Source organism: Cupriavidus sp. C1SS-2L, assembly GCF_057073735.1.
Genome location: NZ_CP172708.1, coordinates 2,847,114 through 2,871,175 on the forward strand (window position 1 = coordinate 2,847,114; position 24,062 = coordinate 2,871,175).

Annotated in this window: 18 protein-coding genes and 1 other RNA gene; 8 read left to right on the forward strand and 11 right to left on the reverse strand. The window is 63.8% G+C overall.

The window, feature by feature from the left end; genetic code table 11:
- Positions 1-16 precede the first annotated feature (16 nt).
- Both rpsA and cmk read right to left on the reverse strand, forming a co-directional pair.
- Positions 17-1,711 (reverse strand): 30S ribosomal protein S1, encoded by a 1,695-nt coding sequence (gene rpsA, locus ACIGJG_RS13215; protein ID WP_011298718.1) that lies wholly within the window; start codon positions 1,709-1,711, stop codon positions 17-19.
- A gap of 162 nt (positions 1,712-1,873) precedes the next feature.
- Complete coding sequence (cmk, locus tag ACIGJG_RS13220) at positions 1,874-2,539, reverse strand: (d)CMP kinase (protein WP_011298719.1); 666 nt, start codon at positions 2,537-2,539, stop codon at positions 1,874-1,876.
- A 129-nt stretch (positions 2,540-2,668) separates the two neighbouring features.
- Between cmk and ACIGJG_RS13225 the strand changes: the two genes are divergently transcribed.
- Positions 2,669-2,890: a DUF2061 domain-containing protein gene (locus tag ACIGJG_RS13225; protein ID WP_011298720.1), complete on the forward strand. Its 222-nt coding sequence runs from the start codon at positions 2,669-2,671 to the stop codon at positions 2,888-2,890.
- Here ACIGJG_RS13225 and aroA read toward each other — a convergent pair.
- The 7 genes from aroA to gyrA all read right to left on the reverse strand — a co-directional run bounded on the left by aroA (position 2,880) and on the right by gyrA (position 12,152).
- Positions 2,880-4,184, reverse strand: a complete 1,305-nt coding sequence (gene aroA / locus ACIGJG_RS13230; RefSeq protein WP_140949068.1) for a 3-phosphoshikimate 1-carboxyvinyltransferase — start codon at positions 4,182-4,184, stop codon at positions 2,880-2,882. The genes ACIGJG_RS13225 and aroA overlap by 11 nt on opposite strands.
- Positions 4,185-4,221: 37 nt before the next feature.
- Positions 4,222-5,118: a prephenate dehydrogenase gene (locus ACIGJG_RS13235; RefSeq protein ID WP_011298722.1), complete on the reverse strand. Its 897-nt coding sequence runs from the start codon at positions 5,116-5,118 to the stop codon at positions 4,222-4,224.
- A gap of 68 nt (positions 5,119-5,186) precedes the next feature.
- A complete protein-coding gene (gene hisC, locus ACIGJG_RS13240; RefSeq protein ID WP_220630952.1) occupies positions 5,187-6,317 on the reverse strand; it encodes a histidinol-phosphate transaminase in 1,131 nt (376 codons plus the stop codon).
- Positions 6,318-6,347: 30 nt separating this feature from the next.
- On the reverse strand, positions 6,348-7,496 hold the full coding sequence (pheA, locus tag ACIGJG_RS13245; RefSeq protein ID WP_011298724.1) for a prephenate dehydratase: 1,149 nt from the start codon (positions 7,494-7,496) through the stop codon (positions 6,348-6,350).
- 92 nt (positions 7,497-7,588) lie between these two features.
- Positions 7,589-8,740 (reverse strand): 3-phosphoserine/phosphohydroxythreonine transaminase, encoded by a 1,152-nt coding sequence (gene serC, locus ACIGJG_RS13250; RefSeq protein WP_011298725.1) that lies wholly within the window; start codon positions 8,738-8,740, stop codon positions 7,589-7,591.
- 114 nt (positions 8,741-8,854) lie between these two features.
- Complete coding sequence (locus ACIGJG_RS13255) at positions 8,855-9,418, reverse strand: DUF2059 domain-containing protein (RefSeq protein ID WP_011298726.1); 564 nt, start codon at positions 9,416-9,418, stop codon at positions 8,855-8,857.
- An 82-nt stretch (positions 9,419-9,500) separates the two neighbouring features.
- A complete protein-coding gene (gyrA, locus tag ACIGJG_RS13260) occupies positions 9,501-12,152 on the reverse strand; it encodes a DNA gyrase subunit A (RefSeq protein WP_011298727.1) in 2,652 nt (883 codons plus the stop codon).
- A gap of 436 nt (positions 12,153-12,588) precedes the next feature.
- Here gyrA and ompA point away from each other — a divergent pair, with 436 nt between their 5' ends.
- The 5 genes from ompA to ACIGJG_RS13285 all read left to right on the forward strand — a co-directional run bounded on the left by ompA (position 12,589) and on the right by ACIGJG_RS13285 (position 15,736).
- The gene (ompA, locus tag ACIGJG_RS13265; protein WP_011298728.1) at positions 12,589-13,245 is read left to right on the forward strand and encodes an outer membrane protein OmpA; all 657 of its coding nucleotides are present in this window, start codon (positions 12,589-12,591) and stop codon (positions 13,243-13,245) included.
- A 118-nt stretch (positions 13,246-13,363) separates the two neighbouring features.
- Positions 13,364-14,113: a bifunctional 2-polyprenyl-6-hydroxyphenol methylase/3-demethylubiquinol 3-O-methyltransferase UbiG gene (ubiG, locus tag ACIGJG_RS13270; protein ID WP_011298729.1), complete on the forward strand. Its 750-nt coding sequence runs from the start codon at positions 13,364-13,366 to the stop codon at positions 14,111-14,113.
- Complete coding sequence (gph, locus tag ACIGJG_RS13275; protein WP_182142201.1) at positions 14,113-14,775, forward strand: phosphoglycolate phosphatase; 663 nt, start codon at positions 14,113-14,115, stop codon at positions 14,773-14,775. The genes ubiG and gph overlap by 1 nt, the downstream gene beginning before the upstream one ends.
- A gap of 77 nt (positions 14,776-14,852) precedes the next feature.
- Positions 14,853-15,212: a transfer-messenger RNA gene (gene ssrA / locus ACIGJG_RS13280) on the forward strand.
- A 122-nt stretch (positions 15,213-15,334) separates the two neighbouring features.
- Positions 15,335-15,736: a hypothetical protein gene (locus tag ACIGJG_RS13285; protein WP_011298731.1), complete on the forward strand. Its 402-nt coding sequence runs from the start codon at positions 15,335-15,337 to the stop codon at positions 15,734-15,736.
- A gap of 28 nt (positions 15,737-15,764) precedes the next feature.
- Here ACIGJG_RS13285 and ACIGJG_RS13290 read toward each other — a convergent pair whose 3' ends face one another.
- Positions 15,765-16,235 carry a cyanophycin metabolism-associated DUF1854 family protein gene (locus ACIGJG_RS13290; RefSeq protein WP_086004448.1) on the reverse strand — a complete coding sequence of 157 codons (471 nt, stop codon included), beginning with the start codon at positions 16,233-16,235 and terminating at the stop codon, positions 15,765-15,767.
- Between the two features lie 22 nt (positions 16,236-16,257).
- The gene (locus tag ACIGJG_RS13295) at positions 16,258-18,564 is read right to left on the reverse strand and encodes a cyanophycin metabolism-associated ABC transporter (protein ID WP_140950386.1); all 2,307 of its coding nucleotides are present in this window, start codon (positions 18,562-18,564) and stop codon (positions 16,258-16,260) included.
- Positions 18,565-18,806: 242 nt separating this feature from the next.
- On the opposite strand from ACIGJG_RS13295, the gene cphA (ACIGJG_RS13300) reads away from it, so the two are divergent.
- Complete coding sequence (cphA, locus tag ACIGJG_RS13300) at positions 18,807-21,443, forward strand: cyanophycin synthetase (protein WP_140950385.1); 2,637 nt, start codon at positions 18,807-18,809, stop codon at positions 21,441-21,443.
- A 29-nt stretch (positions 21,444-21,472) separates the two neighbouring features.
- Positions 21,473-24,043, forward strand: coding sequence for a cyanophycin synthetase (cphA, locus tag ACIGJG_RS13305; RefSeq protein ID WP_483672432.1), 2,571 nt, complete (start codon positions 21,473-21,475; stop codon positions 24,041-24,043).
- The last annotated feature ends 19 nt before the right edge of the window (positions 24,044-24,062 follow it).

The window sequence follows — 24,062 nt, forward strand, 5'->3', positions numbered from 1 at the left end:
GCGTCAGGGCCTGCGATTACTGGTTGTCCTGGCCGAGCTTGGCCTTCAGCAGGGCGCCCAGGTTGGTCGTACCAGCGGTGCTGGTGTCGGCCTGGAACTTCTGCATGGCTTCCTGCTGCTCGACGTTGTCCTTGGCCTTGATCGACAGGTTGATGTTGCGCGACTTGCGGTCGACGTTCACCACCAGAGCGGTGATCTGCTCGCCTTCCTTCAGCACGTTGCGGGCGTCTTCCACGCGGTCAGCGGAGATTTCCGATGCGCGCAGGTAGCCTTCCACGTCGTCAGCCAGCTGAACCACGGCACCCTTCGGATCGACAGCCTTGATGGTGCCGGTCACGAGCGAGCCCTTGTCGTTGGCCGAGATGAAGTTGTTGAACGGATCGCCCGACAGCTGCTTGATGCCCAGCGAGATGCGTTCCTTGTCGACGTCGATGCCCAGGACAACGGCTTCCACTTCGTCGCCCTTCTTGTACTTGCGCACAGCCTCTTCGCCGGTCTCTTGCCACGACAGGTCGGACAGGTGCACCAGGCCGTCGATGCCGCCCGGCAGACCGATGAACACGCCGAAGTCGGTGATCGACTTGATCTGGCCGCTCAGCTTGTCGCCCTTCTTGTGGTTGCGCGAGAAATCGTCCCACGGATTGGCCTTGCACTGCTTCATGCCCAGGCTGATACGACGCTTGTCTTCGTCGATATCCAGGACCATGACTTCCACTTCGTCGCCCAGCTGGACAACCTTCGACGGAGCCACGTTCTTGTTGGTCCAGTCCATTTCGGACACGTGCACCAGGCCTTCGATACCGGCTTCGATCTCGACGAACGCGCCGTAGTCGGTCAGGTTGGTCACCTTGCCGAACAGGCGGGTGCCTTGCGGGTAGCGGCGCGAGATGCCCACCCACGGATCTTCGCCCAGCTGCTTCACGCCCAGCGAAACGCGGTTCTTCTCTTGGTCGAACTTGAGGATCTTGGCGGTGATTTCCTGGCCAACCGACAGCACTTCGCTCGGATGACGCACGCGACGCCATGCCAGATCGGTGATGTGCAGCAGGCCGTCGATGCCACCCAGGTCCACGAACGCGCCGTAGTCGGTGATGTTCTTGACGATACCGTTGACGATGGCGCCTTCCTTCAGGGTTTCCATCAGCTTCTGGCGCTCTTCGCCCAGCGTGGCTTCGACCACGGCACGGCGCGACAGCACAACGTTGTTGCGCTTGCGGTCCAGCTTGATGACCTTGAATTCCAGGGTCTTGCCTTCGTACGGGGTGGTGTCCTTGATCGGACGCACGTCAACCAGCGAACCCGGCAGGAACGCGCGGATGCCGTTGACCATGACCGTCAGGCCGCCCTTGACCTTGCCGGTCACGGTACCCGAGATGATTTCGCCGTCTTCCAGCGCCTTCTCGAGGTTCAGCCACGATGCCAGGCGCTTGGCCTTGTCGCGGGAAAGGATGGTGTCGCCATAGCCGTTCTCGAGTGCGTCGATGGCCACGGAGACGTAGTCGCCGGCCTGCACTTCGAGTTCGCCCTGGTCGTTCAGGAACTCCTCCACCGGCACGAAAGCCTCGGACTTGAGGCCAGCGTTGACAACCACGAAGTTGTGGTCGATGCGCACGACTTCAGCGGAGATCACTTCGCCAGCCTTCATATTGGAGCGGGCGATCGATTCCTCGAACAGTGCGGCAAAGGATTCGTTAGTTTGCAGGTCGGACATAAACGTAAGTAGCAATCCGCGGTACACCGGCCGGCGCGAGGATCGCGCGCAGTCTGCCATGTGCAGCGGGGTCAGGTTGAACACTGCCGGCTTCGCCCCTGTGGTTACGGAGCCGACACCTGGTACGGGAAGCGTCCATCGCTTGGGTACGCGCTGACAATGTCAGGCTTTGCGCACAGCGGCGAACCACTCCAGCACCTGCGCCACTGCCTGATCCACCGTCATGTCGGAGGTGTCGAGCAGTTTCGCATCCTCGGCGGGACGCAGCGGCGCGGCAGCACGGTTTCGATCCCGTGCATCGCGCGCCTCAAGGTCACGCAAAAGGTCTTCGATATTAGCAGAAATTCCCTTATCAATCAATTGTTTATAGCGCCTGCGAGCGCGCGCTTCAACACTTGCGGTCAGGAATACCTTGAGCTGGGCATCAGGGAAGATCACCGTCCCCATGTCGCGCCCGTCCGCGACCAGGCCGGGCAGCTTGCGGAAGTCGCGCTGCAGCTTGGTCAGCGCGTCGCGCACCGGCTGGTGCACGGCGATGGCGGAGGCCCGATTGCCGATGGCTTCGGCCCGGATCGCCAGGCTGACTTCCTCGCCGGACAGCCAGACGCGGTCGGGACCGAACTTGACATCGAGACGGGACGCGGTTTTTGCAAGGCCATCGACATCTTCGATATCCACGCCGATGCGGTCGCTGGCGAGCGCCACCAGGCGGTACAGCGCCCCGCTGTCGAGCAGATGATAGCCAACCGCGTCAGCTACCTTGTGCGCGACAGTGCCTTTGCCCGAGGCGGTTGGACCGTCAATGGTGATGACGTGAACGATAGTCATTGCTGATGATGCCGACAGAAAACTTCGATTGGAAATTCAATTGCGAATCATTATCATTTGATTCACCGCACTCCGGTGCCGCATTTCTGCCCTTCCCGCTACATCTCTTCGTTCGCGAGGCAATCTACCATGGCCAAGACCCTGACGTTCGGCATCCTGCACCTCGGCATCGCCTTCAGCGTGACGTACGCGCTGACCGGCAGCCTCGCCGTGAGCGGCGCGATCACGTTTATCGAGCCCGCCATCAATACTGTGGCGCACTACTTCTTCGACCGCTACTGGGACCGGCGGGAAAAGCGGGAGCACCGGCACGAACCGGTGCAGGCTGGCACCCCGGCGCTTAGCGCGTAACGCCGCCGAACACCGCGAAGTAGTCCGGGAACGTCTTCGCCACGCAGCCCGGGTCATTGATCCGGACCGGCAGCGGGCCGAATGCAGCCAGCGAGAAACACATCGCCATGCGATGGTCATCGTAGGTGCCAATGCCGTCGGCCGGCGTCTGCCACTGCGCGGGCGGCGTTACCTTCAGGTAGTCGGCCCCCTCTTCCACCGTCGCGCCGAGCTTGCGCAGTTCGGTCGCCATGGCCGAGATGCGATCGGTTTCCTTGACGCGCCAGCTCGCGATATTCGTGAGCGTGGTCGTGCCCTCGGCGAACAGCGCCGCCACCGCGAGCGTCATCGCGGCATCGGGAATATGGTTGCAGTCCAGTTCGATGCCATGCAGGCGGCCATCGTCGCGCTCGGTGCCGCGCACTTCGATCCAGTTGTCGCCGGCCATGACATTGGCGCCCATCCGGTTGAGCGCCTCGGCAAAACGCACGTCGCCCTGAATGCTGCTCATGCCGACGCCTTCCACGCGCACCGGGCCGCCGCCGATCGCGCCGGCCGCCAGGAAATAGGAGGCCGACGAGGCATCGCCTTCCACGTAGATCTCGCCCGGCGAGCGGTACACCGCGCCGGCCGGGACGATAAAGCGCTCCCAGCCCTGCCGCTCCACGTTGATGCCGAAGCGCGCAAGCAGGTTGAGCGTGATCTCGATATAGGGCTTCGAGATCAGTTCGCCGACCACTTCGATCTCGATCTTGCCGTTTGCCGCCTGCGCCATCGGCAGCGTCATGAGCAGCGCGGTCAGGAACTGGCTCGACACATCGCCGCGCACGCGGATCGGCGCATCGATGCGGATCTGCGCGGGACGGATATGCAAGGGCGGAAACCCTTCATTGGCGAGATAGCCGATGTCCGCGCCCACCTGGCGCAGGCCATCCACGAGATCGCCAATCGGCCGTTCGTGCATGCGCGGCACACCGGACAGCTTGTAGTCGCCGCCCTGCAGCGCGAGCGCGGCCGTCAGCGGACGGATCGCCGTGCCGGCATTTCCCATGAACAACTCGGCCGCCTTGACCGGGAAATTGCCGCCCGAACCGGTCACGATGTAGTCGCTGCCTTCCTGGCGCCACGCGACGCCGAGGGTCTTCAGCGCCTGCAGCATGACGCGGGTGTCGTCGGAATCGAGCAGGTCGCGCACGCGCGTCTCGCCGCCGGCCAGCGCAGCGAGTAGCAGCACGCGGTTCGAAATGCTTTTCGAGCCCGGCAAACGGACAGTGCCCGCGGCGCGGGTAAGAGGGCCAAGCGTCAGGTGTTCCATGGTATTCACGCTAGGCACGGCTCGTGGCCGCGCCAGTTCAGGGTTCAGTATTCGCCGCGGCTGCCCGGTCGGCGCCCCATTGCAGGCGAGTCTTGCTCGCGCGCGCAAAGATGCGTTCCAGCGCCGCGCCGTCGCCCTTCTCGATCTGCGTCTTCAGATGCGTCAGCACCGACTGGTAGGTGTTCAGCTCGCGCAGCAGCGCCTCGCGGTTGGCCACACAGATATCACGCCACATCTCCGGCGACGACGCGGCAATGCGCGTGAAATCGCGGAAGCCGCCGCCAGCAAACGCCAGCTTGAGCGCTGCGTCTTCCGCATTGCCGACCTGCGCCACCAGCGCATACGACAGCACGTGCGGCAGGTGGCTGACCGAAGCGAACACCGCGTCGTGCTGCACGGCGGACATGACGTGGCATTCGGCCCCCGCGCTTTCCCACATCGCGCGCACGGCAGCGACATCGGCACGCGAATTCTCCTGCAACGGGCATAGCACGGTCTTCTTGCCGACATATAGATCCGCCAGCGCGGCCTCGACGCCATTGAGTTCGCGCCCCGCAATCGGATGTGCCGGAACAAACTGCGCGACCTTGTCGCCCAGCGCAGTCTTGGCCGCCATGATGACGTCGGACTTGGTGCTGCCCGCATCAGTCACGATCGTGCCCGGCTGCAGGTGCGGCTCCAGCGCATGCAGCAACGCAAAATTCTGCGCGACCGGCGCGCACAGCACGACCAGGCTGGCGTCGCGCGCCGCCTCTTCCAGCGAAGCGGCCTCGTCGATGACACCCAGATCAAGCGCCTTTTGCAGCGACGCGGGCGAGCGACCCACGCCGACCACTGTCCCAACGACGCCCGCGCGCTTGAGCGCAAGCGCAAGCGAACCGCCAATCAGGCCGACACCGACAATCACAACACGGGAAAAATGCAGAGCGCTCACAATCTCAGCCCTCGGGGGCGGGCAATACGGGAAATTCGAAAAAGGAAATGCATGGCCGTTGCGCGCGGTTACTTCAGCGCGCGCTCCAGCGCCGCGATGAAGGCGGCGTTTTCGTCGGGCAAGCCGATCGTGACACGCAGCCAGCGCGGCATGCCGTAGTTGCCCACGGGCCGCACGATCACGCCCTGCCTCAGCAGCGCCACGTTGACGCGCGCACCGGCGTCATCGTCATCGCCGACGCGCACCAGCACGAAGTTGCCGGACGATGCGACAAACTCGAGCCCGAGGCGCGAAAACGCCTCAACGAGCTGGGCCTTGCCCGCCCGGTTGAGTTCGGCGCTGCGCTGCAGGAATGCCGTGTCGCCAAGCGCAGCCACGGCCGCCGCCTGGGCGACGCTATTGACATTGAACGGCTGCCGGATGCGGTTCAGCAGATCGGTCAGTTCCGGCTGCGCCACGGCATAGCCGATGCGCAGGCCCGCCAGCCCGTAGGCCTTCGAGAACGTGCGCGACACCAGCAGGTTCGGATAGCGGCGAACCCATGCCACCGAATCATATTGCTGGTCGTCATCGAGATATTCGTTGTACGCCTCGTCCAGTACCACGACTACCTCGGCCGGCACCTTGGCCAGGAACGTTTCCAGCGCCGCCGCGGGCACGAACGTGCCGGTCGGGTTGTTCGGGTTGGCGATGAACACCAGACGCGTGTCGGACGTGATCGCCGCCGCCATGGCGTCGAGATCATGGCCATAATCACGCGCCTTCACCACGATTGCGCGCGCGCCGATCTCCTGCGTCGCGAGCGCGTAGACCGCGAACGAATACTCGGCGTACACGATCGACTGCCCCGACGTGACCAGCGCATGCGCGGCCAGTTCGAGGATGTCGTTGCTGCCGTTGCCGAGCGTAAGCCAGTCCTGCGGCACACCGAGCTTTGTCGAAAGCGCAGCTTTCAGTTCGAAGCCGTTCGAATCGGGGTAACGACCCAGTTCGGCAATGGCCGCGGCCGCCGCGTGTTTCGCGGACTCCGGCATGCCCAGCGGGTTCTCGTTCGACGCGAGCTTCACGATGCCGGCCTCGTCGAGGCCGAACTCGCGCGCCACCTCTGAAATCGGCTTGCCCGCGATGTAAGGCGAAATCGCCCTGACGTAATCCGGGCCGAACGGTACCTTGCCGCCTTGCTTGCCTTGCTCTGCCATCTTGTCTCCTTGCCTCGTATCTGCGCGTGCTTACTTGCTCGACGGGTACGACCCGAGCACCTTCAGGTACGCTGCGTTGCGCCGCAGCGTCTCGATCGCGCGCGCCACGGCCGGCTCGTGCTGGTGGCCTTCCACATCGACGTAGAAGTAGTACTCCCATGCACCACTGCGCGCGGGGCGCGATTCGAAGCGGCACATCGACACACCGTTCTCCGCCAGCGGCGCGAGCAACTGGTAGACCGCGCCGGCCTTGTTGGGCACCGACAGGATCATCGAAGTCTGGTCGCTGCCCGACGGCTCAGTCTCGTACCGGCCAATCACGGCAAAGCGCGTGCGGTTGTGCGGATCGTCCTGGATATGCGGCCGGATGATATGGAGGTGATAGCGATTAGCAGCCGATTCGCCGGCAATGGCCGCGACCGTGGGATCTTCGCTCGCCATGCGCGCCGCCTCGGCATTGCTCGATACGGCCTGCCGCTCGAGGTGCGGATAGTTCGCCGTCAGCCAGTGCTGGCACTGCGCGAGCGCCTGCGCATGCGCGCGCACGACCTTCACGCCGTTCATGTCCGGCGAAGCGGCCATCAGGTTGTGGTGCACCTTCAGCGCGATTTCGCCGCTGATCTTCAGCGAGGTCTGCAGGAACAGGTCCAGCGTGCGCGACACGGCGCCCTCGGTGGAGTTTTCCACCGGAACCACGCCGTACTCGACGGTCCCCGCCTCAACGGCGCGGAATACTTCGTCGATGCTCGGGCACGGCACGCCGCTCACTTCATGGCCGAAGTGCGCGTACAAAGCCTGTTCCGAGAACGTACCGGCCGGGCCGAGGAAGGCGATCTCAAGCGGCTTTTCCAGGCCACGGCATGCCGACATGACCTCGCGCCAGATCGACGCCACGCTCTCGCCGAGCAGCGGACCCGGATTGGCGGCCTGCACCTTGCGAATGACCTGCAGTTCGCGCTCGGGGCGGAACACCGGCGCGCCGTACTTCTTCTTTACCTCGCCGACATCGAGCGCAAGCTGCGCGCGCCGGTTCAGCATGGCCAGCAGTTCACGGTCGACGGTATCGATCTGCTCGCGCAACGGGGCCAGTTCGGCACCGAGGGCACGTTCCGCCGCGCTCGGGGAAGCACCGCTCTGCTGCGTCTCCTCGCGCGCGGTGTTGTTGTCTTCGCTTGTCATTTGCAGGAACCGGTTGGGCCGCTCCGCAGGGAGGGCCTGAGAATAAAACAATACCGCGCGCCGTTCGCGCGCGGCTGTCCGCCGCAGCGCCGTCAGGCAGCGTTGCGCTCGAACTCACGCATGAAATCGATCAGCGCATACACGCCCTCGATCGGCATGGCGTTGTAGATGCTGGCGCGCATGCCGCCCACGGACTTGTGGCCCTTGAGTTGCAGCAGGCCATGGGCGCGGGCCTGCTGCAGGAATGCCTCGTTGCGGGTCTCGTCAGCGAGGAAGAACGGCACGTTCATGCGCGAACGGCAGTTCGGGTCGATCTCATTGCGATAGAAATCGCTCTGGTCAAGGAAGTCGTACAGTGCCTTCGCCTTGGCGATATTGCGTTGCTCGATCGCCGGCACTCCGCCTTGGCGCTTGAGCCACTTGAAGACCAGCCCCGCGATGTAGATGGCGTACGTCGGCGGCGTGTTGTACATCGAGTCATGCTCGGCGACGATACGCCAGTTAAACGCCGACGGGCATAGCGGATGAGCATGGCCCAGCAGGTCTTCTCGCACGATCACGATCGTCACGCCAGCGGGCCCGATATTCTTCTGTGCACCGCCATACATCACCTGCACGCGCGACCAGTCCACTGGGCGCGACAGGATGTGGCTCGATGCGTCGGCCACCACGACGCGGCCCTTGTCCTGCCCGATATCCGGAACCTCGTGGAACTCCACGCCGCCGATCGTCTCGTTGGTGCAGAGATGCACGTAGGCAGCGTCATCGGACAGCTTCCAGCCGGCCACGTCGGGGATATCGTGAAACTTCCGGTCGGCGCTCGATGCTGCGATGTTTACCTCGCCGTAGCGTCGCGTTTCCTGCTCGGTCTTGATAGACCACGAGCCGGTCACCACGAAGTCTGCCTTGGGGCGATCGGCATTGCGCAGCCGCATCAGGTTCAGCGGCACGATCGCGTTCTCGCCGATGGCGCCGCCCTGCAGGAACAGAATGCGGAAGTTCTTTGGAATCTTGAGCAGTTCACGCAGATCCGCGGTCGTTTCGGCAAGAATGCCTTCGAACTCGCGGCTGCGGTGGCTCATCTCCATGACCGACACGCCCGTCCCATGCCATGACAGCATCTCTTCTGCGGCCTGTTGCAGCACTTCGGCGGGCAGCGTGGCGGGTCCCGGGGAGAAGTTGAAGACGCGTTCGGCCAATGCACGCTGCATGCCGGCGAGGGCGGGAGTCTGTGGATCGTTCATGAACTGGAAAAGAAAAATGGCTGCCGGGGATACCCCAAGCAGCCATTATCCCTCAAACCCGCATCCCGTTGGGCGATGCGGGCGGGCGCAGGACCTGCACCCTGTCGCCGGAAGTTACTTCGCGGCGGCCGCGATTTCCTTCTCGGCGGCGTCGCGCATCGACTTGCCGACCTGCGGACCGTACTTCTGCATCATCGAACCCCAGATCTCCTGGGTCGCCTTGCCCTGGTTAGCCATGAACTTCTGGCCGGTCGGCGACTTCAGGAACGTGGTCAGGTCCTTGAGTTCCTGCGTGCTGTAGTACTTGCCGAAGGCGTCGTAGTGAGCCTGGATCGCATCCTTCCGGAAGCCATCGGTATTGAACGCCGTACCGGCGCCATCCACCATGCGCTGTACCGCGCCGTTCTTCTTCAGCTTCTCGACAGCGGCCTGCTTCTGCTTGTCGTTCAGCGTCTTGTTCTCTACCAGTACCTGCTCCAGCACCAGCGGGGCTTCCTGCTTGGCGCCTTGCTGCCAGTTTTCTGCCTGGCCCTTCACGGCCTGGTCAGCCTGCATGACGGAAAGCAGTTCCTTGATGGCAGCCGTCTTGTCCGCGTCCTGTGCGTGCGCATGCTGCGCCATCATGAACGTCGGAACGAAAGCAGCCAGAACAGCGATACGTCGATAGGTTTTGAGCATTGTGACTCCCTGGTAAATATGTCCGTTTTAGTCCGGACCGCCATCTGGCGAGTTCCGGCCGGTGTCCTATTGTTGCAACAACTTACGAATTGGCATCGGCATCGGCGGCACCATCCGCCTCTTCCGCCTCTTCCGAGCCCGCACCGTTGTCGGCATCGGTTTCCACGATGCGCTGCAGGCCCGAGAGCTTAGTGCCTTCGTCAACATTGATCAGCGTGACGCCCTGCGTCGCGCGGCCCATCTCGCGGATTTCGGCCACGCGCGTGCGGATCAGCACGCCGCCTGTGGTGATCAGCATGATCTCGTCATCGGGCGAAACCAGTGCAGCAGCCACCACACGGCCGTTGCGCTCGCTCGTCTGGATCGCAATCATGCCCTTGGTCCCACGACCGTGTCGAGTGTACTCGGCGATCGGCGTACGCTTGCCGTAGCCGTTCTCGGTCGCGGTCAGCACGCTGCCCGGCGAGCCGGCTTCGGTTTGCTCCGCCGTCTCTGCCGGCGCTACGAGCATGGCGATGACGGTTTGCGACTCGTCGAGATTCATGCCGCGTACGCCACGTGCCTGGCGGCCCATCGGGCGCACATCGTTCTCATCGAAACGCACGGCTTTGCCGGCATCCGAGAACAGCATCACATCGTGCTGCCCGTCCGTCACGGCGGCGCCGATCAGATAGTCGCCCTCGTCGAGGTCGACGGCGATGATGCCGGCCTTGCGAGGGTTCGAGAATTCCGTCAGCGCCGTCTTCTTGACCGTGCCGCGCGCGGTGGCCATGAAGATGAAGTGCTCGGCGTCGAACTGGCGGACCGGCAGGATGACGTTGATCTTCTCGCCGTCCGACAGCGGGAACATGTTGACGATTGGGCGGCCGCGCGAGTTGCGCGAGCCCTGCGGCACTTCATAGACCTTGAGCCAGTACAGGCGACCTCGGTTCGAGAAGCACAGGATGTAGTCGTGGGTGTTGGCCACAAACAGCGTGTCGATCCAGTCGTCTTCCTTGGTCGCCGTCGCCAGCTTGCCGCGTCCGCCGCGCTTCTGGGCACGGTATTCGGAAATCGGCTGGCTCTTCATATAGCCACTGTGGGACAGCGTGACCACCATGTCCTGCGGCGTGATCAGGTCCTCGGTGTCGAGCTCGGTGGCGTTCAGCTCGATCTGCGAGCGGCGCTCGTCGCCGAATTCCGCGCGGATAGCGGTCAGTTCGTCGGAAATGATGGTGGTAATACGCTCGGGCCGTGCCAGGATATCGAGCAAATCCGCGATGATCGCCATCACATCGCGATATTCCTGGACGATCTTGTCCTGTTCCAGACCGGTGAGGCGTTGCAGGCGCATCTGCAGGATTTCCTGCGCCTGGGAATCCGACAGGCGGTACAGGCCATCGCCCTGCATGCCGAACATCGCTGGCAACCCATCCGGGCGGTACGACGCACGGCCACCAGGGGTGTCGGCTTCGGCACGTGCGAGCATTTCGCGCACAAGCCCGGAATCCCACGACTTCGCCATCAGTTCCTGCTTGGCGATAGGTGGCGTAGGCGCCGCCTTGATGATCGCGATGAACTCGTCGATGTTGGCGAGCGCCACGGCCAGGCCTTCCAGCACATGGCCACGCTCGCGCGCCTTGCGCAGCTCGAATACCGTACGACGCGTCACAACTTCCCGGCGGTGCTGCAGGAAGTACTCGAGCATCTGCTTCAGGTTCAGCAGGCGCGGCTGGCGGTCGACCAGCGCCACCATGTTCATGCCGAACGTGTCCTGGAGCTGGGTGTTCTTATATAGGTTGTTGAGGACGACCTCGGGAACCTCGTTGCGCTTGAGTTCGATCACCACGCGCATGCCGGACTTGTCCGACTCGTCGCGGATGTCCGAGATGCCCTCGACCTTCTTCTCGGTGACCAGCTCGGCAATGCGCTCGAGCAGCGTGCGCTTGTTCACCTGGTACGGCAGCTCGTCGACGATGATGGCCTGGCGCTGGCCGCGGTCGATGTCCTCGAAGTGCGTGCGCGCGCGCATGACAACGCGTCCACGTCCGGTCCGATAGCCTTCGCGCACGCCCTGAATACCGTAGATAATGCCGGCGGTCGGGAAATCGGGCGCGGGAATCAATTCAATCAGCTCATCCACCGTTGCCTGCGGATTGCGCAGCAGGTGAAGACAGCCATCGACGATTTCATTAAGGTTATGCGGCGGGATATTGGTGGCCATGCCGACCGCAATACCCGACGAACCATTGATAAGCAGATTCGGAATTCGCGCAGGGAGAATAGCGGGCTCTTTTTCCGAACCGTCATAGTTCGGATCGAAATCGACAGTTTCCTTGTCGATGTCGTGGAGCATCTCGTGGGCGATTTTCGAAAGTCGGATTTCGGTATAACGCATTGCTGCCGCGTTATCGCCGTCCACCGAACCGAAATTCCCCTGCCCGTCGACGAGCATGTAGCGCAGCGAGAAATTCTGCGCCATGCGGACGATCGTATCGTATACAGCAGTGTCGCCGTGCGGATGGTACTTACCAATCACATCACCGACGATACGGGCTGATTTCTTGTACGCCCGGTTCCAGTCGTTGTTGAGCTCATGCATCGCATAGAGCACGCGCCTGTGAACCGGCTTCAGGCCATCCCGCACATCGGGAAGCGCCCGCCCTACGATCACGCTCATTGCGTAATCCAGATACGAGCGGCGCATTTCCTCTTCAAGGGAGACCGGAAGGGTTTCTTTTGCGAATGGATCCATTGCGGCGTGGTTTATGCGGCGGGTTTAAGCGAAAGGAGGGCCGTGTTTTCCGCTCAATGCGCGAGGGCATCCGGCGGCGGGCCAACATGGCATTCTACCATGCGCGCGGACCCGCCTCCGACCCCCTGCGCCAGCCCGACAAACCCGTCCGCGCGCCTCTCGGCCAAACCCGCAAAGCCTGATGCCACAAGGCTTTGCGGGTAGTTCAAGACCCATGTTGCACAAACACCACAGGCCCAAAAGGGGTTGATTGAATCGAATATATTTACTTCTTAGGAAACGAGCCTTGTGGCACAATTCCCCAGCGAAGAGCCAGACATTGTTCGAAGTGGAGCATACACCACATCGAGAATGTTATACTCCGAAGAATGTATGACTTGTTTTCGTCCATTTGCTCGCAGTAACCCTGCGGTGATCTCATCCTGAGAGGAGAAATATGAAAAAATTTGCCAAGCTCGCGCTCGTTGCAGCTACCGCAGTAATGGCTGCATCCGCTCAAGCCCAGTCCGTCCCCTATGAAAAGAAGGCCGTGAATGACAACTGGGGCAACGGTACGAGCGAGTACGTGTGGAAGAATGGCACGAACGAGCTCTGCTGGCGCGACAGCTCCTGGACCCCGGCTACCGCCAACGCCCTGTGCGACGGCGCGCTGGCCCCGGCCGCTGCTCCGGCACCGGCACCGGCACCGGTGGCTCCGCCGGTCGTCTCCAGCGAGAAGGTCACTTTCGCAGCTGACACCCTGTTCGACTTCGACAAGGCTGTCCTGAAGCCGGAAGGCAAGGCCAAGCTGGACGATCTGGTCTCGAAGCTGCAAGGCATCACCCTGGAAGTCATCATCGCCGTTGGCCACACCGACTCGTTCGGTTCGGACAAGTACAACGATCGCCTGTCGATCCGTCGTGCTGAGTCGGTCAAGGCTTACCTGGTGAGCAAGGGCGTTGAAGCCAACCGCGTCTACACCGAAGGCAAGGGCAAGCGCCAGCTGAAGGTCGATCCGAAGTCGTGCAAGGGCAACCGCACCGCCCAGATCGCCTGCCAGCAGCCGAACCGCCGCGTGGAAGTCGAAGTGGTCGGCACCCGCAGCGCACGTTAATCGGATTCTTTCCGATGCAGGAAAGCCCAGCGCAAGCTGGGCTTTTTTTTTGGTACAGTGGCCAGACACCCTCCTATCTGCCGGCTCAGGCACTTCGTCCGTACCGGCACTGCAAACCATGACGTCGCCTTCGCAAGTCCTGCCGGCCTCCGCTGGCAAACCCACCGGCCCCAATGCCGACCCCAAGGAAATCGACAAGTTCAGCGAACTGGCCCACCACTGGTGGGACCCGAACAGCGAGTTCAAGCCGCTGCACGACCTGAATCCGCTGAGGCTCGGTTGGATTGACGGCATTGCCGGACTGGCCGGTAAGAAAGTTGTGGATATCGGCTGCGGTGGCGGCATCCTGTCCGAGAGTATGGCGCGCCTTGGCGCAAATGTGCGTGGAATTGACCTCTCGACGAAGGCGCTTCGGGTGGCCGACCTGCACAGCCTCGAGTCCGGCGTTGCCGTCAACTACGAGGAGATCGCCGCGGAAGCGCTGGCGGCGCGCGAACCGGGCAGCGTGGATGTCGTAACTTGCATGGAAATGCTTGAACATGTGCCCGATCCCGAGTCGATCGTCCAGGCGTGCGCGACGCTAGTCCGCCCGGGCGGCCATGTCTTCGTCTCGACGATCAACCGCAACCTTAAGGCGTATCTGATGGCCGTCGTGGGCGCCGAGTACATCCTTCAAATGCTGCCGCGTGGCACGCACGACTACGAGAAATTCATCACGCCATCGGAAATGGCGCGATTTGCCCGCAATGCCGGACTAGATCTCGTGGAAATGCGCGGCATGACCTATAACCCGCTGTCGCAGATTTATTCACTGAGCCGTGATACGGACGTCAATTACATGATGGCGTTTCGCCGGGTTGCAGAATGATGACTGGAATCGACGCCGTGTTTTTCGATCTCGACGGGACGCTCGCCGACACCGCTCCGGATCTTGCCGCAGCTGCCAACCGGCTGGTCGTCGAGCATGGTGGCTCGCCTGTTGCCTATGAAAAGCTGCGCCCCGTGGCGTCGCATGGCGCGCGCGGCCTCCTGGGCGCTGCATTCGGCAAGCACCCGGACGATCCGGACTTCCCTGCGCTGCGCGACCTGTTTCTCGACTACTACGAAGCCGATATCGCCGTGCATACTCGGCTGTTCGACGGCATGCCGCAGGTACTCGATGCGCTGGAAGGTGCAGGCATCCGCTGGGGCATTGTGACCAACAAGATCGCCAGATTCACCGTGCCGCTCGTGACCGCGATCGGGCTGGCGCCGCGCGCGTCAGCCGTGGTCAGCGGGGATACGACGCCCCATGCCAAGCCACATCCGGCTCCGCTGCTCCGTGCCGCAGAACTCAGTGGCGTATCGCCTAAGCGTTGCGTGTATGTGGGCGATGACTTGCGCGATATCCAGGCGGGCAAGGCAGCGGGCATGCTCACGGTCACGGCCGCGTACGGGTACTGCGGCGAAGGCGAACCGCCGGAGACCTGGGGCGCCGACTACCTCGTGCGCCACCCTGCCGAGTTGATTCCGCTGCTCATGCCGGACTGATCGCCCTCTGCAAGCAAAAACGGAACCCGGCGCGGCAACTTGCGTCCAACCCGGGTACAATCCGTCTTCTCATCACTGGGGCCGACCTGGTTTCGACGTGGGTTGCGAAGCAGTGGAGGGCATACCGAGGACCCGTCACCTCGTTAATCAATGGGAATGCAATAACTGCTAACGACGAACGTTACGCACTGGCAGCCTAAGGGCCGCCGTCCTCGCACTGGCTCGCTGACGGGCTAGGGTTCGCAAGAACCAGCGAGGTCATTTACGTCAGATAAGCCCCGTCGGTGTCACGACTGCGGGGACGAAAACCAAGTGACTCGCCGTCGTAGAGCGTGTTCGTCCGCGATGCGGCGGTTAAATCAAATGACAGAACTAAGTATGTAGAACTCTCTGTGGAGGGCTTGCGGACGCGGGTTCGATTCCCGCCGGCTCCACCAGTATTTCCGAATACCCAGCCTGCACAGGCTGGGTTTTTTCTTGCCTCCGCTATTCTCCGCATGCGTTGGCCGCTCGTCCGGCAACTACAATACCGTCCTGCAGCCTGCCCCGTCGCCTAGCCATGTCCGACTATCCCCGCTTCACCATCAACCGCGCCCTGGTCGCGATCGTTCCCGAGCAGCCGTTTCTGGACTGGATTCAGGCTGTAGATCCGGAGCCCGTGCCGAACCTGACACTCGAGCACATTCGGGAGGACCAGAGCGTTTTCCTGCTGCCCGAGGAAATTGCGGACACCACCGACAACGCCCGGCATTGGGTGGAGAAGCGCTGGCGCGGTTTCTTCGAATTCATGCTCGCCGAGTGGTTCGACGAGTCACTGTGGCCCGAGACGCTGTCGCTGCAGATGTTCCGCGAATGGTTCAGCGTGCACTATCACTCGTCGGTCTTCGACATGGTCCCCGACATCCCGCTGATGCATGACGACATGGACGAAGACGACGACGGCGAGGAACTGCTGCACTGAGGCAGCAGCCCCGTCCCAACGCAACCGGTCAGAGGAAACGGTCCAGAATCTTGCGGCTGGCCCGGTCCAGCGCCATCAGGTCGCGGATCAGGTAGTGGATGCCGTGGCTGTCTGAAATCAGCAGCGTGGTGCCCGCCAGGCGGCGGATATCTTCCTCGCCGCGCAGCACCAGCGTGGTCTGGCCGCGGTCGGTCTGAACGGTCCACTCGCTCGGCGTGGCGAACGTCGACACGCCGACGATGCGTTGGATTTCCGGCATGAACTCGCGCGCAGCCAGTTCTTCTTCCACCATGGCGCGTTGCGGCGCGGGCAGACGATCGAGCCGCGGAATCCAGGCCAGTTCATGGCCATCGGTACTCATCATGCCGATGCCATCATCGGGCGCGCCGATCGGGAATGCACGCACAGGAACCACGCCCTCATGCGCCGTGCCATCGCCAAGTGTCAGCACCAGGCGGCCGAAGCCATTGCGGGTCAGCGTGAATTCCGTGTCGGGCATGTCAGCCGCTTGTAGATTGGCATCATTGAGCATTGGCAGCCTCCGCTTCCCTCGCAAGCACCTCGCTTTCGCTCTCGGTGTCGTCGTCCTCGGTATCCACATTGCGCGCCTGCGCCTGGTATAGCTTGTAGTAGGCGCCCTCTTTCGCCAGCAGTTCGTCGTGACCGCCGACTTCGACGATCTTGCCGCGGTCCATCACCACGAGGCGATCGGCCTTGCGCAGCGTCGAAAGCCGGTGCGCGATCGCGATAGTGGTCCGTCCCTGCACGAGATTGTCGAGCGCCTTCTGGATTTCCTTCTCCGTCTGCGTGTCGACCGACGACGTGGCCTCGTCCATGATCAGGATGCGCGGATTGATCAGCAGCGCGCGCGCGATCGAAATACGCTGGCGCTCGCCGCCGGACAGCGCCTGTCCGCGTTCGCCGACCAGCGAGTCATAGCCGTGCGGCAGGCGCAGGATGAACTCATGCGCGTGCGCGGCGCGCGCGGCCGCGACGATTTCCTCGCGTGTGGCATCGGGCTTGCCGTAAGCAATATTCTCGGCGATCGTGCCGAAGAACAGGAACGGCTCCTGCAGCACCAGGCCGATATGGCGACGGTATTCCGACACCGGCAGCGAGCGGATGTCGATGCCGTCGACACGGATCGCGCCTTCGGACACGTCATAGAAGCGGCAGATCAGGTTGACGAGCGTGCTCTTGCCCGAGCCGCTGTGACCCACCAGGCCAATCATCTCGCCCGGCGCGATCGACAGATCCAGCCCGCGAATCACCGCGCGGTTACCGTAGCGGAAACCGAGGTCGCGCATTTCGATGGCGCCCTCTACCTTGTCCAGCTTTGCCGGCCGCACGGGCTCAGGCACGCTTGATACGTGGTCGAGAATATCGAAGATCCGCTTCGCGCCGGCCGCGGCCTTCTGCGTGACCGAGACGATGCGGCTCATCGAATCGAGCCGCGTATAAAAGCGGCTGATGTACGTGAGGAAGGCCACCAGCACACCGACCGTAATGGCGCTGTGCGACACCTGCCAGATGCCGAACACCCACACCACGAGCAGGCCGATTTCCGTGAGCAGCGTGACGGTCGGCGTGAACAGCGACCACACCGCATTCACGCGATCGTTGATGGCAAGGTTGTGCTTGTTGGCTTCGCGGAACCGCGCGACTTCTCGCTTTTCCTGCGCAAACGCCTTGACCACGCGGATGCCGGGAATCGTGTCGGCCAGCACATTGGTGATCTCCGACCAGATCCGGTCGATCTTCTCGAAGCCATGGCGCAGCTTGTCGCGCACAAGGTGGATCATCCAGGCGATGAACGGTAGCGGCACCAGCGTCACGAGCGCGAGCCACGGGTTGATCGACACCAGGATCAACGCGGTCATCACGATCATCAGCACGTCGGTCGCGAAGTCGAGCAGGTGCAGCGACAGGAAGACGCAGATGCGGTCACTTTCCGAGCCAATGCGCGCCATCAGGTCGCCCGTACGCTTGCCGCCGAAATACTCGAGTGACAGCTTCAGCAGATGCTCGTAAGTGGTAGTGCGAAGATCCGCGCCGATGCGTTCCGACACGCGCGCCAGCAGGTAGGTGCGCGCCCAGCCCAGGCTCCATGCCACCAGCGCCGCACCGAGCAGCCCCGCGAGGTACAGGCGCACCAGGTCGTAGTTGATCGGCACGCCGTTCTGAAACGGGATCAGCACCTTGTCCATCAGCGGCATGGTCAGGTAAGGCGGTACCAGCGTGGCCGCGGTGGACAGCAGCGTCAGCATGAAGCCAGTGAGCAATTCCCAGCGGTACGGGCGCGCAAAACGCCACAGGCGCAGAAGTGCCCATGTCGACGACGGGGTTTCGAGCTCGCGGCTGCACTGCGGGCATTCTTCCTCGCCCGGTGGCAACGGTGCCTTGCACGTGGGGCACAGCACTTCGCCGTCATCCTCGGAGAGCATGGAAGGGGCCGTATCGCGGCGTGCTTCGAACTGATCCACCAGCCGCAGCGCGGCGGGATTGTAACCAAGCGTGTAGCGCCAGCTGCCGAGCCGGCCCGCGGCATCGCACAGTTCGAGGGTGCCAACGCCGGCGTGGTCGGTATGGGTCAGGCGCAGGCCCGGCTCGATGGCCCATTCCCGCACACTTTTTTCACCGGGAGCACGGGCCAGGAGCCGCCGGTCCGTCACAACCAGCCACCCTTGGGTAAAATGCAGCCTCGCGTCGAGGTCGAGTTCCAGTCCAGCCAGAACGGTCTCGCCGGGACGAAGCGTCGCGCCGGCTTCGGCACGCCACGGCTCATCCGGGGCGAGGCTTTGAGAGACAGGCAGGGAAGACTGGGTCATTGTCGGCGCGCCTTGCAGCGTCCAGCGGAAACGGACATAACTTGAAACAATTTAGAATGGCCGCACTCTGGCGGCCGGCGATTTTGCCCGCAAGTATACATAACGCCAACCAGCGGGTGCTCCTGATGCATTGCACAATCGGATGTCAGCTAAAGAAGTCAACCTGACGTATGCTGTAACGTTATTGAAAGGTTAGGCTTCCATTTCTCGGGCGGTCCCGCCCATTGCCTCAAGCTAAATCAATGAAAAAGAAGGACATTGAGATTTTCGATGTCATGTCGCTGCGCGGCCCGAATATGTGGACATATCGGCCCGTGCTGGAGGCGTGGGTCGATATCGGGGAGCTGGAGGATTTTCCCTCCAACACGATTCCGGGGTTCTATGAACGGCTGTCGACGTGGCTGCCCTCGCTAGTCGAGCATCGCTGCAGCATCGGCGAACGCGGCGGCTTCCTGCAGCGCCTCAAGGAAGGCACGTGGCCGGGTCATATCCTGGAACACGTGACGCTTGAGCTGCAGAACCTGGCTGGCATGCCCGGCGGCTTCGGCAAGGCGCGCGAGACCCCCATCCGCGGCGTCTACAAGGTGATCGTGCGCGCCTGGCATGAGGAAGTCACGCGCGCCGCGCTGTTCGCGGCCCGCGACCTGGTCATGGCCGCCATCGAGGACCGTCCGTTCGACGTGCCCGCCGCTGTGGACAACCTGCGCCGCCTGGTCGACGAGCACTGCCTCGGCCCGAGCACGGCCTGCATCGTCGATGCCGCGGACGACCGCGACATCCCGTCGATCCGCCTGTCCGACGGCAACCTCGTGCAGCTTGGCTACGGCGCGCGCTCGCGCCGTATCTGGACGGCCGAGACCGATCGCACCAGCGCCATCGCCGAAAGCATCTCGCGCGACAAGGACCTGACCAAGAGCCTGCTGGAATCGTGCGGCGTGCCGGTGCCGGAAGGCCGCATGGTCGAGTCGCCCGAAGACGCGTGGGAAGCCGCCGAGGACATCGGGGTGCCGGTGGTGGTCAAGCCGTACGACGGCAACCACGGCCGCGGCGTCTTCACCAACCTGATGACGCGCGAGGAAGTCGAGACCGCCTATGCGGTAGCCATCGAGGAAGGCAGCGGGGTGATCGTCGAGCGTTTTGTGCCCGGCAACGAACACCGCCTGCTGGTAGTGGGCGGCCGCGTGGTCGCCGCCGCGATGGGCGAGACTGCGAGCGTGGTGGGCGACGGCAAGTCGACCATCGAGGAACTGATCGAACTGCAAATCAACTCGGATCCGCGCCGTGGCAGCACCGAAGATCATCCGCTGAACCGCGTCCGCCTGGACTCGGCAGCGCGCCTGGAACTCAAGCGCCAGAACATGGATGGCGAGTCGGTACCTCCGGCAGGCAAGACCGTGCTGATCCAGCGCACCGGCAATGTGGCGTTCGACGTGACCGACCGCGTACACCCCAGCGTGGCCGCTCATGCGGCGCTGGCTGCGCGCGTGGTCGGCCTGGACATCGCCGGCGTGGATCTGGTGGCCGAAGACATTTCGCGCCCGCTGACCGACCAGCGCGGGGCCATCGTCGAAGTCAACGCCGGCCCCGGCCTGCTCATGCACCTCAAGCCGGCCGAAGGCAGGCCGCGCCCGGTGGGCCGCGCCATCGTCGATCACCTGTTCCCCGAGGCCGACGACACGTATCCCGGCCGCATCCCCGTGGTCGGCATTACCGGCACCAACGGCAAGACCGTGGTGGCCAAGCTGGTCGCGCGCCTGCTGCAACTGTCGGGCAAGCACACCGGCCTGGCGTGCAGCGACGGCCTGTTCCTGGATCGTCGCCTGGTCCAGGGCGGCGACCGCGCCAACTGGGACGCCGGCCATCGCATCCTGATGAACCGTGCGGTCGAAGCCGCCGTGTTCGAGAACGACAGCGGCGCCATCCTGTCCGAAGGTCTCGTCTATGACCGCTGCCAGGTTGGCGTGGTCACGAACTTCGACACGCCCGACCACATGGGCGATTACTACGTCGAAGACGAAGACCGCATGTACAACGTGCTGCGCACGCAGATCGACGTGGTCCTCAAGAACGGCGCCGCCGTGCTCAACGCGCGCGACGAGCGCGTGGTCGAAATGGCCGAACTGTCCGACGGCGACGTGATCTTCTTCGGCCTGTCGGCAGATCTGCCGGCCATCGTCGCGCATCGCGCCAAGGGCAAGCGCGCGGTATTCGTGCGCGATGGCAAGGTCGTGCTGACCACCGGCAACAGTGAAACGCCGCTGACCGATGTCGCCGCGATTCCGGTGACTTATGCCGGCCGCGTGTCGTTCCAGGTCGAGAACGTGCTGGCGGCCGTCGCTACAGGCTGGGCGCTGGGCATCTCCAATGACCTGATCCGCGCCGGCATCGTGACGTTCGACGTCGGCCAGGTCGATGTACCGGGGCGCTTCACGCTGTTCGAGCGCAATGGCGCCACGGTGATCGTGGACGATGCGCACAACGCCCCTGCCCTGGAAGCCTTGGCCACGGCTCTGGACCGCTTCCCGGCGGAACGCCGCATGATCGTCTACGGTGCCGGCGTACAACGCCGCGACGAAGACATGGTCCGCCAGGGCAAGGTCATTGGCGCTACCTTCGACCGCGTGTTCCTGTGCGAGGACCGCAGCGTCAAGGGCGCGCTGCCCGATGCCGAGGCGCGCGCCCTGCTCAAGCAGGGGCTGTACGAAGGCCGCCGCGTCACCAAGATCATCGACGAAGGCACGCGCCAGGACGCCATCGAAACCGCGCTCGGCCAACTGGTGGCCGGCGACCTGCTGGTTCTGCAGTGCGACGAAGGTGCCACCGCCGCCACCGTCGACCGCGTGCACCAGTGGATGGGTCAGCCCCCGCGCCGCGCCTGACGGCCCAAGAAGAACGGATACCAGAATCTATGGAAGTCTCTCGCATCCGGGCCCTGCGCGGCCCGAACCTGTGGTGCCGCCACACCGCCGTCGAGGCGATCGTGGCCTGTCCGGAGCCGTCGGACATGGTCGCTACCCTGCCCGGCTTTGAAGACCGCCTGCGCGCGCGCTTTCCCGATATCGGCCCGCTGCATCCGGACGAGGACGCCGGCGAGCTGTCGCTCGCGCACGTGCTCGAAGCCGCCACGCTGCGCCTGCAGGCCGCGGCCGGCTGCCCGGTCACGTTCAGCCGCACGGCGCAGACGGTCGAGCCCGGCACCTACCAGGTGATCGTGCAATACAGCGAGGAAGAAGTCGGCCGCCTGGCGTTCGACCTGGCCCAGGCGCTGTGCCTGGCCGCGCGCGATGACGCGCCCTTCGACCTTGATGACGCGTTGCACCGCCTGCGCGAACTCGATGAAGACGTGCGCCTCGGCCCCAGCACGGGCTCGATCGTCTACGCAGCCGTCGCGCGGGGTATTCCCTACCGCCGCCTGACCCAAGGTTCGATGGTGCAGTTTGGTTGGGGCAGCAAGCAGCGCCGCATCCAGGCCGCCGAAACCAGCGCCACCAGCGCTGTCGCCGAATCCATCGCGCAGGACAAGGAACTGACCAAGAGCCTGTTGCACGCGGCCGGCGTACCCGTGCCGCTGGGCCGTTCGGTGCGCAGCGCCGAGCAAGCCTGGGAAGCCGCGCAGGAAATCGACGCACCTGTCGTGGTGAAGCCGCGCGACGGCAACCAGGGCAAGGGCGTGGCCGTGCGCATCCGCACGCGCGAGGAAGTGATGACGGCGTACGAAGTCGCGTCCGACATCAGCTCCGACGTGATCGTCGAACGCTACATCCCGGGCCACGATTTCCGCCTGCTGGTAGTCGGCAAGCACCTCGTCGCCGCCGCGCGCCGCGATCCGCCGCAAGTGATCGGCGATGGCACGCATACGGTGCGCCAGCTCGTCGAGGAAGTGAACCGCGACCCGCGCCGCGGCGAGGGCCATGCGACGTCGCTGACCAAGATCCGTTTTGACGACATCGCGCTCGCCACGCTGGCCAAGCAAGGCTTGACCGCGGAGTCTGTGCCGCCCAAGGGCACGCGTGTAGTCCTGCGCAACAACGCGAACCTGTCGACCGGCGGCAGCGCCACCGACGTGACCGACGACGTCCATCCGGACATCGCCGCGCGCGCCGTCGCCGCTGCACAGATGGTCGGCCTCGACATCGCCGGCGTGGACGCCGTGTGCGAGACCATGCTGAAGCCGTTCGAGGAACAGGCCGGCGGCATCGTCGAAGTCAATGCCGCGCCAGGCCTGCGCATGCACCTGCAGCCGTCATACGGCAAGGGCCGCGCAGTCGGCGAAGCGATCGTATCGACCATGTTTGCCGATGGCGACGATGGCCGCATTCCTGTGGTCGCGGTATCGGGCACCAACGGCAAGACCACCACGGTCCGCCTGATCACGCACATCATGGCCACGAGCGGCCTGCGCATGGGCATGACCGGCACCGACGGTGTGTACATCCGTGGCGAGCGCATCGACACCGGCGACTGCAGCGGCCCGCGCAGCGCGCGCAACGTGCTGCTGCACCCTGACGTCGACGCGGCCGTGTTCGAAACCGCGCGCGGCGGCCTGCTGCGCGAAGGCCTGGCCTTCGACCGCTGCGACGTTGCCGTGGTGACCAACGTCGGTGAAGGCGACCACCTGGGCCTGTCCTTCATCAGCACGGTGGAAGACCTGGCCGTGCTCAAGAGCGTGATCGTGCAGAACGTGGCGCCTCACGGCATGGCCGTGCTCAACGCCGCGGATCCGATGGTGGTGCGCATGGCTGATGCCTGCCCGGGCCTGGTGACCTTCTTCGCGCACGACCCGGGCCAGCCGGCCATGGCTACGCACCGTGCCCAGGGCAAGCGCGTGGTGTTCGTCGACGGCGATCACATCGTGGCGTCGGAAGGCGACAACGAAATGCGCATCCCGCTGGCCGAGATCCCGCTCACGCGCAATGGCACGATCGGCTTCCAGGTCGAGAACGCCATGTCGTCGATCGGCGCGGCGTGGGCGCTCGGCATCGACTGGAACGTCATCCGCCGCGGCCTGGCTACCTTCGTCAACGACGCGCAGACGGCCCCGGGCCGCTTCAACGTGTTCGACTACCGTGGCGCGACGCTGATTGCTGACTACGGCCACAACCCGGATGCCATCCAGGCGCTGTGCAATGCCGTGCAGACCATGCCGGCCAATCGCCGGCTGGTGGTGATCAGCGGCGCGGGCGACCGCCGCGACGAGGATATCCGCAAGCAGACGCAGATCCTCGGCGGCGTGTTCGACGAGGTCATCCTGTACCAGGACCAGTGCCAGCGCGGCCGCGCCGATGGCGAGGTGCTGGCGCTGCTGCGCGAGGGCCTGCAAGGTGCCACGCGTACCAGTGCGGTCGAGGAGATTCGCGGTGAGTTCGTCGCCATCGACACGGGTCTGTCGCATTTGCAGCCGGGTGACCTGTGCCTGATCCTGGTGGATCAGGTCGATGAAGCACTCGCGCATATCGCCGGGCGCGTCGCGCAGGGTTAAGCGCGGATATCCCGGAGGT

Bases quoted from the DNA above. Each gene is read 5' to 3' on its own strand.
- rpsA (WP_011298718.1), bottom strand. From the start codon at position 1,711: ATGTCCGACCTGCAAACTAACGAATCCTTTGCCGCACTGTTCGAGGAA.
- cmk (WP_011298719.1), bottom strand. From the start codon at position 2,539: ATGACTATCGTTCACGTCATCACCATTGACGGTCCAACCGCCTCGGGC.
- ACIGJG_RS13225 (WP_011298720.1), top strand. From the start codon at position 2,669: ATGGCCAAGACCCTGACGTTCGGCATCCTGCACCTCGGCATCGCCTTC.
- aroA (WP_140949068.1), bottom strand. From the start codon at position 4,184: ATGGAACACCTGACGCTTGGCCCTCTTACCCGCGCCGCGGGCACTGTC.
- hisC (WP_220630952.1), bottom strand. From the start codon at position 6,317: ATGGCAGAGCAAGGCAAGCAAGGCGGCAAGGTACCGTTCGGCCCGGAT.
- pheA (WP_011298724.1), bottom strand. From the start codon at position 7,496: ATGACAAGCGAAGACAACAACACCGCGCGCGAGGAGACGCAGCAGAGC.
- serC (WP_011298725.1), bottom strand. From the start codon at position 8,740: ATGAACGATCCACAGACTCCCGCCCTCGCCGGCATGCAGCGTGCATTG.
- ACIGJG_RS13255 (WP_011298726.1), bottom strand. From the start codon at position 9,418: ATGCTCAAAACCTATCGACGTATCGCTGTTCTGGCTGCTTTCGTTCCG.
- gyrA (WP_011298727.1), bottom strand. From the start codon at position 12,152: ATGGATCCATTCGCAAAAGAAACCCTTCCGGTCTCCCTTGAAGAGGAA.
- ompA (WP_011298728.1), top strand. From the start codon at position 12,589: ATGAAAAAATTTGCCAAGCTCGCGCTCGTTGCAGCTACCGCAGTAATG.
- ubiG (WP_011298729.1), top strand. From the start codon at position 13,364: ATGACGTCGCCTTCGCAAGTCCTGCCGGCCTCCGCTGGCAAACCCACC.
- gph (WP_182142201.1), top strand. From the start codon at position 14,113: ATGACTGGAATCGACGCCGTGTTTTTCGATCTCGACGGGACGCTCGCC.
- ACIGJG_RS13285 (WP_011298731.1), top strand. From the start codon at position 15,335: ATGTCCGACTATCCCCGCTTCACCATCAACCGCGCCCTGGTCGCGATC.
- ACIGJG_RS13290 (WP_086004448.1), bottom strand. From the start codon at position 16,235: ATGCCCGACACGGAATTCACGCTGACCCGCAATGGCTTCGGCCGCCTG.
- ACIGJG_RS13295 (WP_140950386.1), bottom strand. From the start codon at position 18,564: ATGACCCAGTCTTCCCTGCCTGTCTCTCAAAGCCTCGCCCCGGATGAG.
- cphA (WP_140950385.1), top strand. From the start codon at position 18,807: ATGAAAAAGAAGGACATTGAGATTTTCGATGTCATGTCGCTGCGCGGC.
- cphA (WP_483672432.1), top strand. From the start codon at position 21,473: ATGGAAGTCTCTCGCATCCGGGCCCTGCGCGGCCCGAACCTGTGGTGC.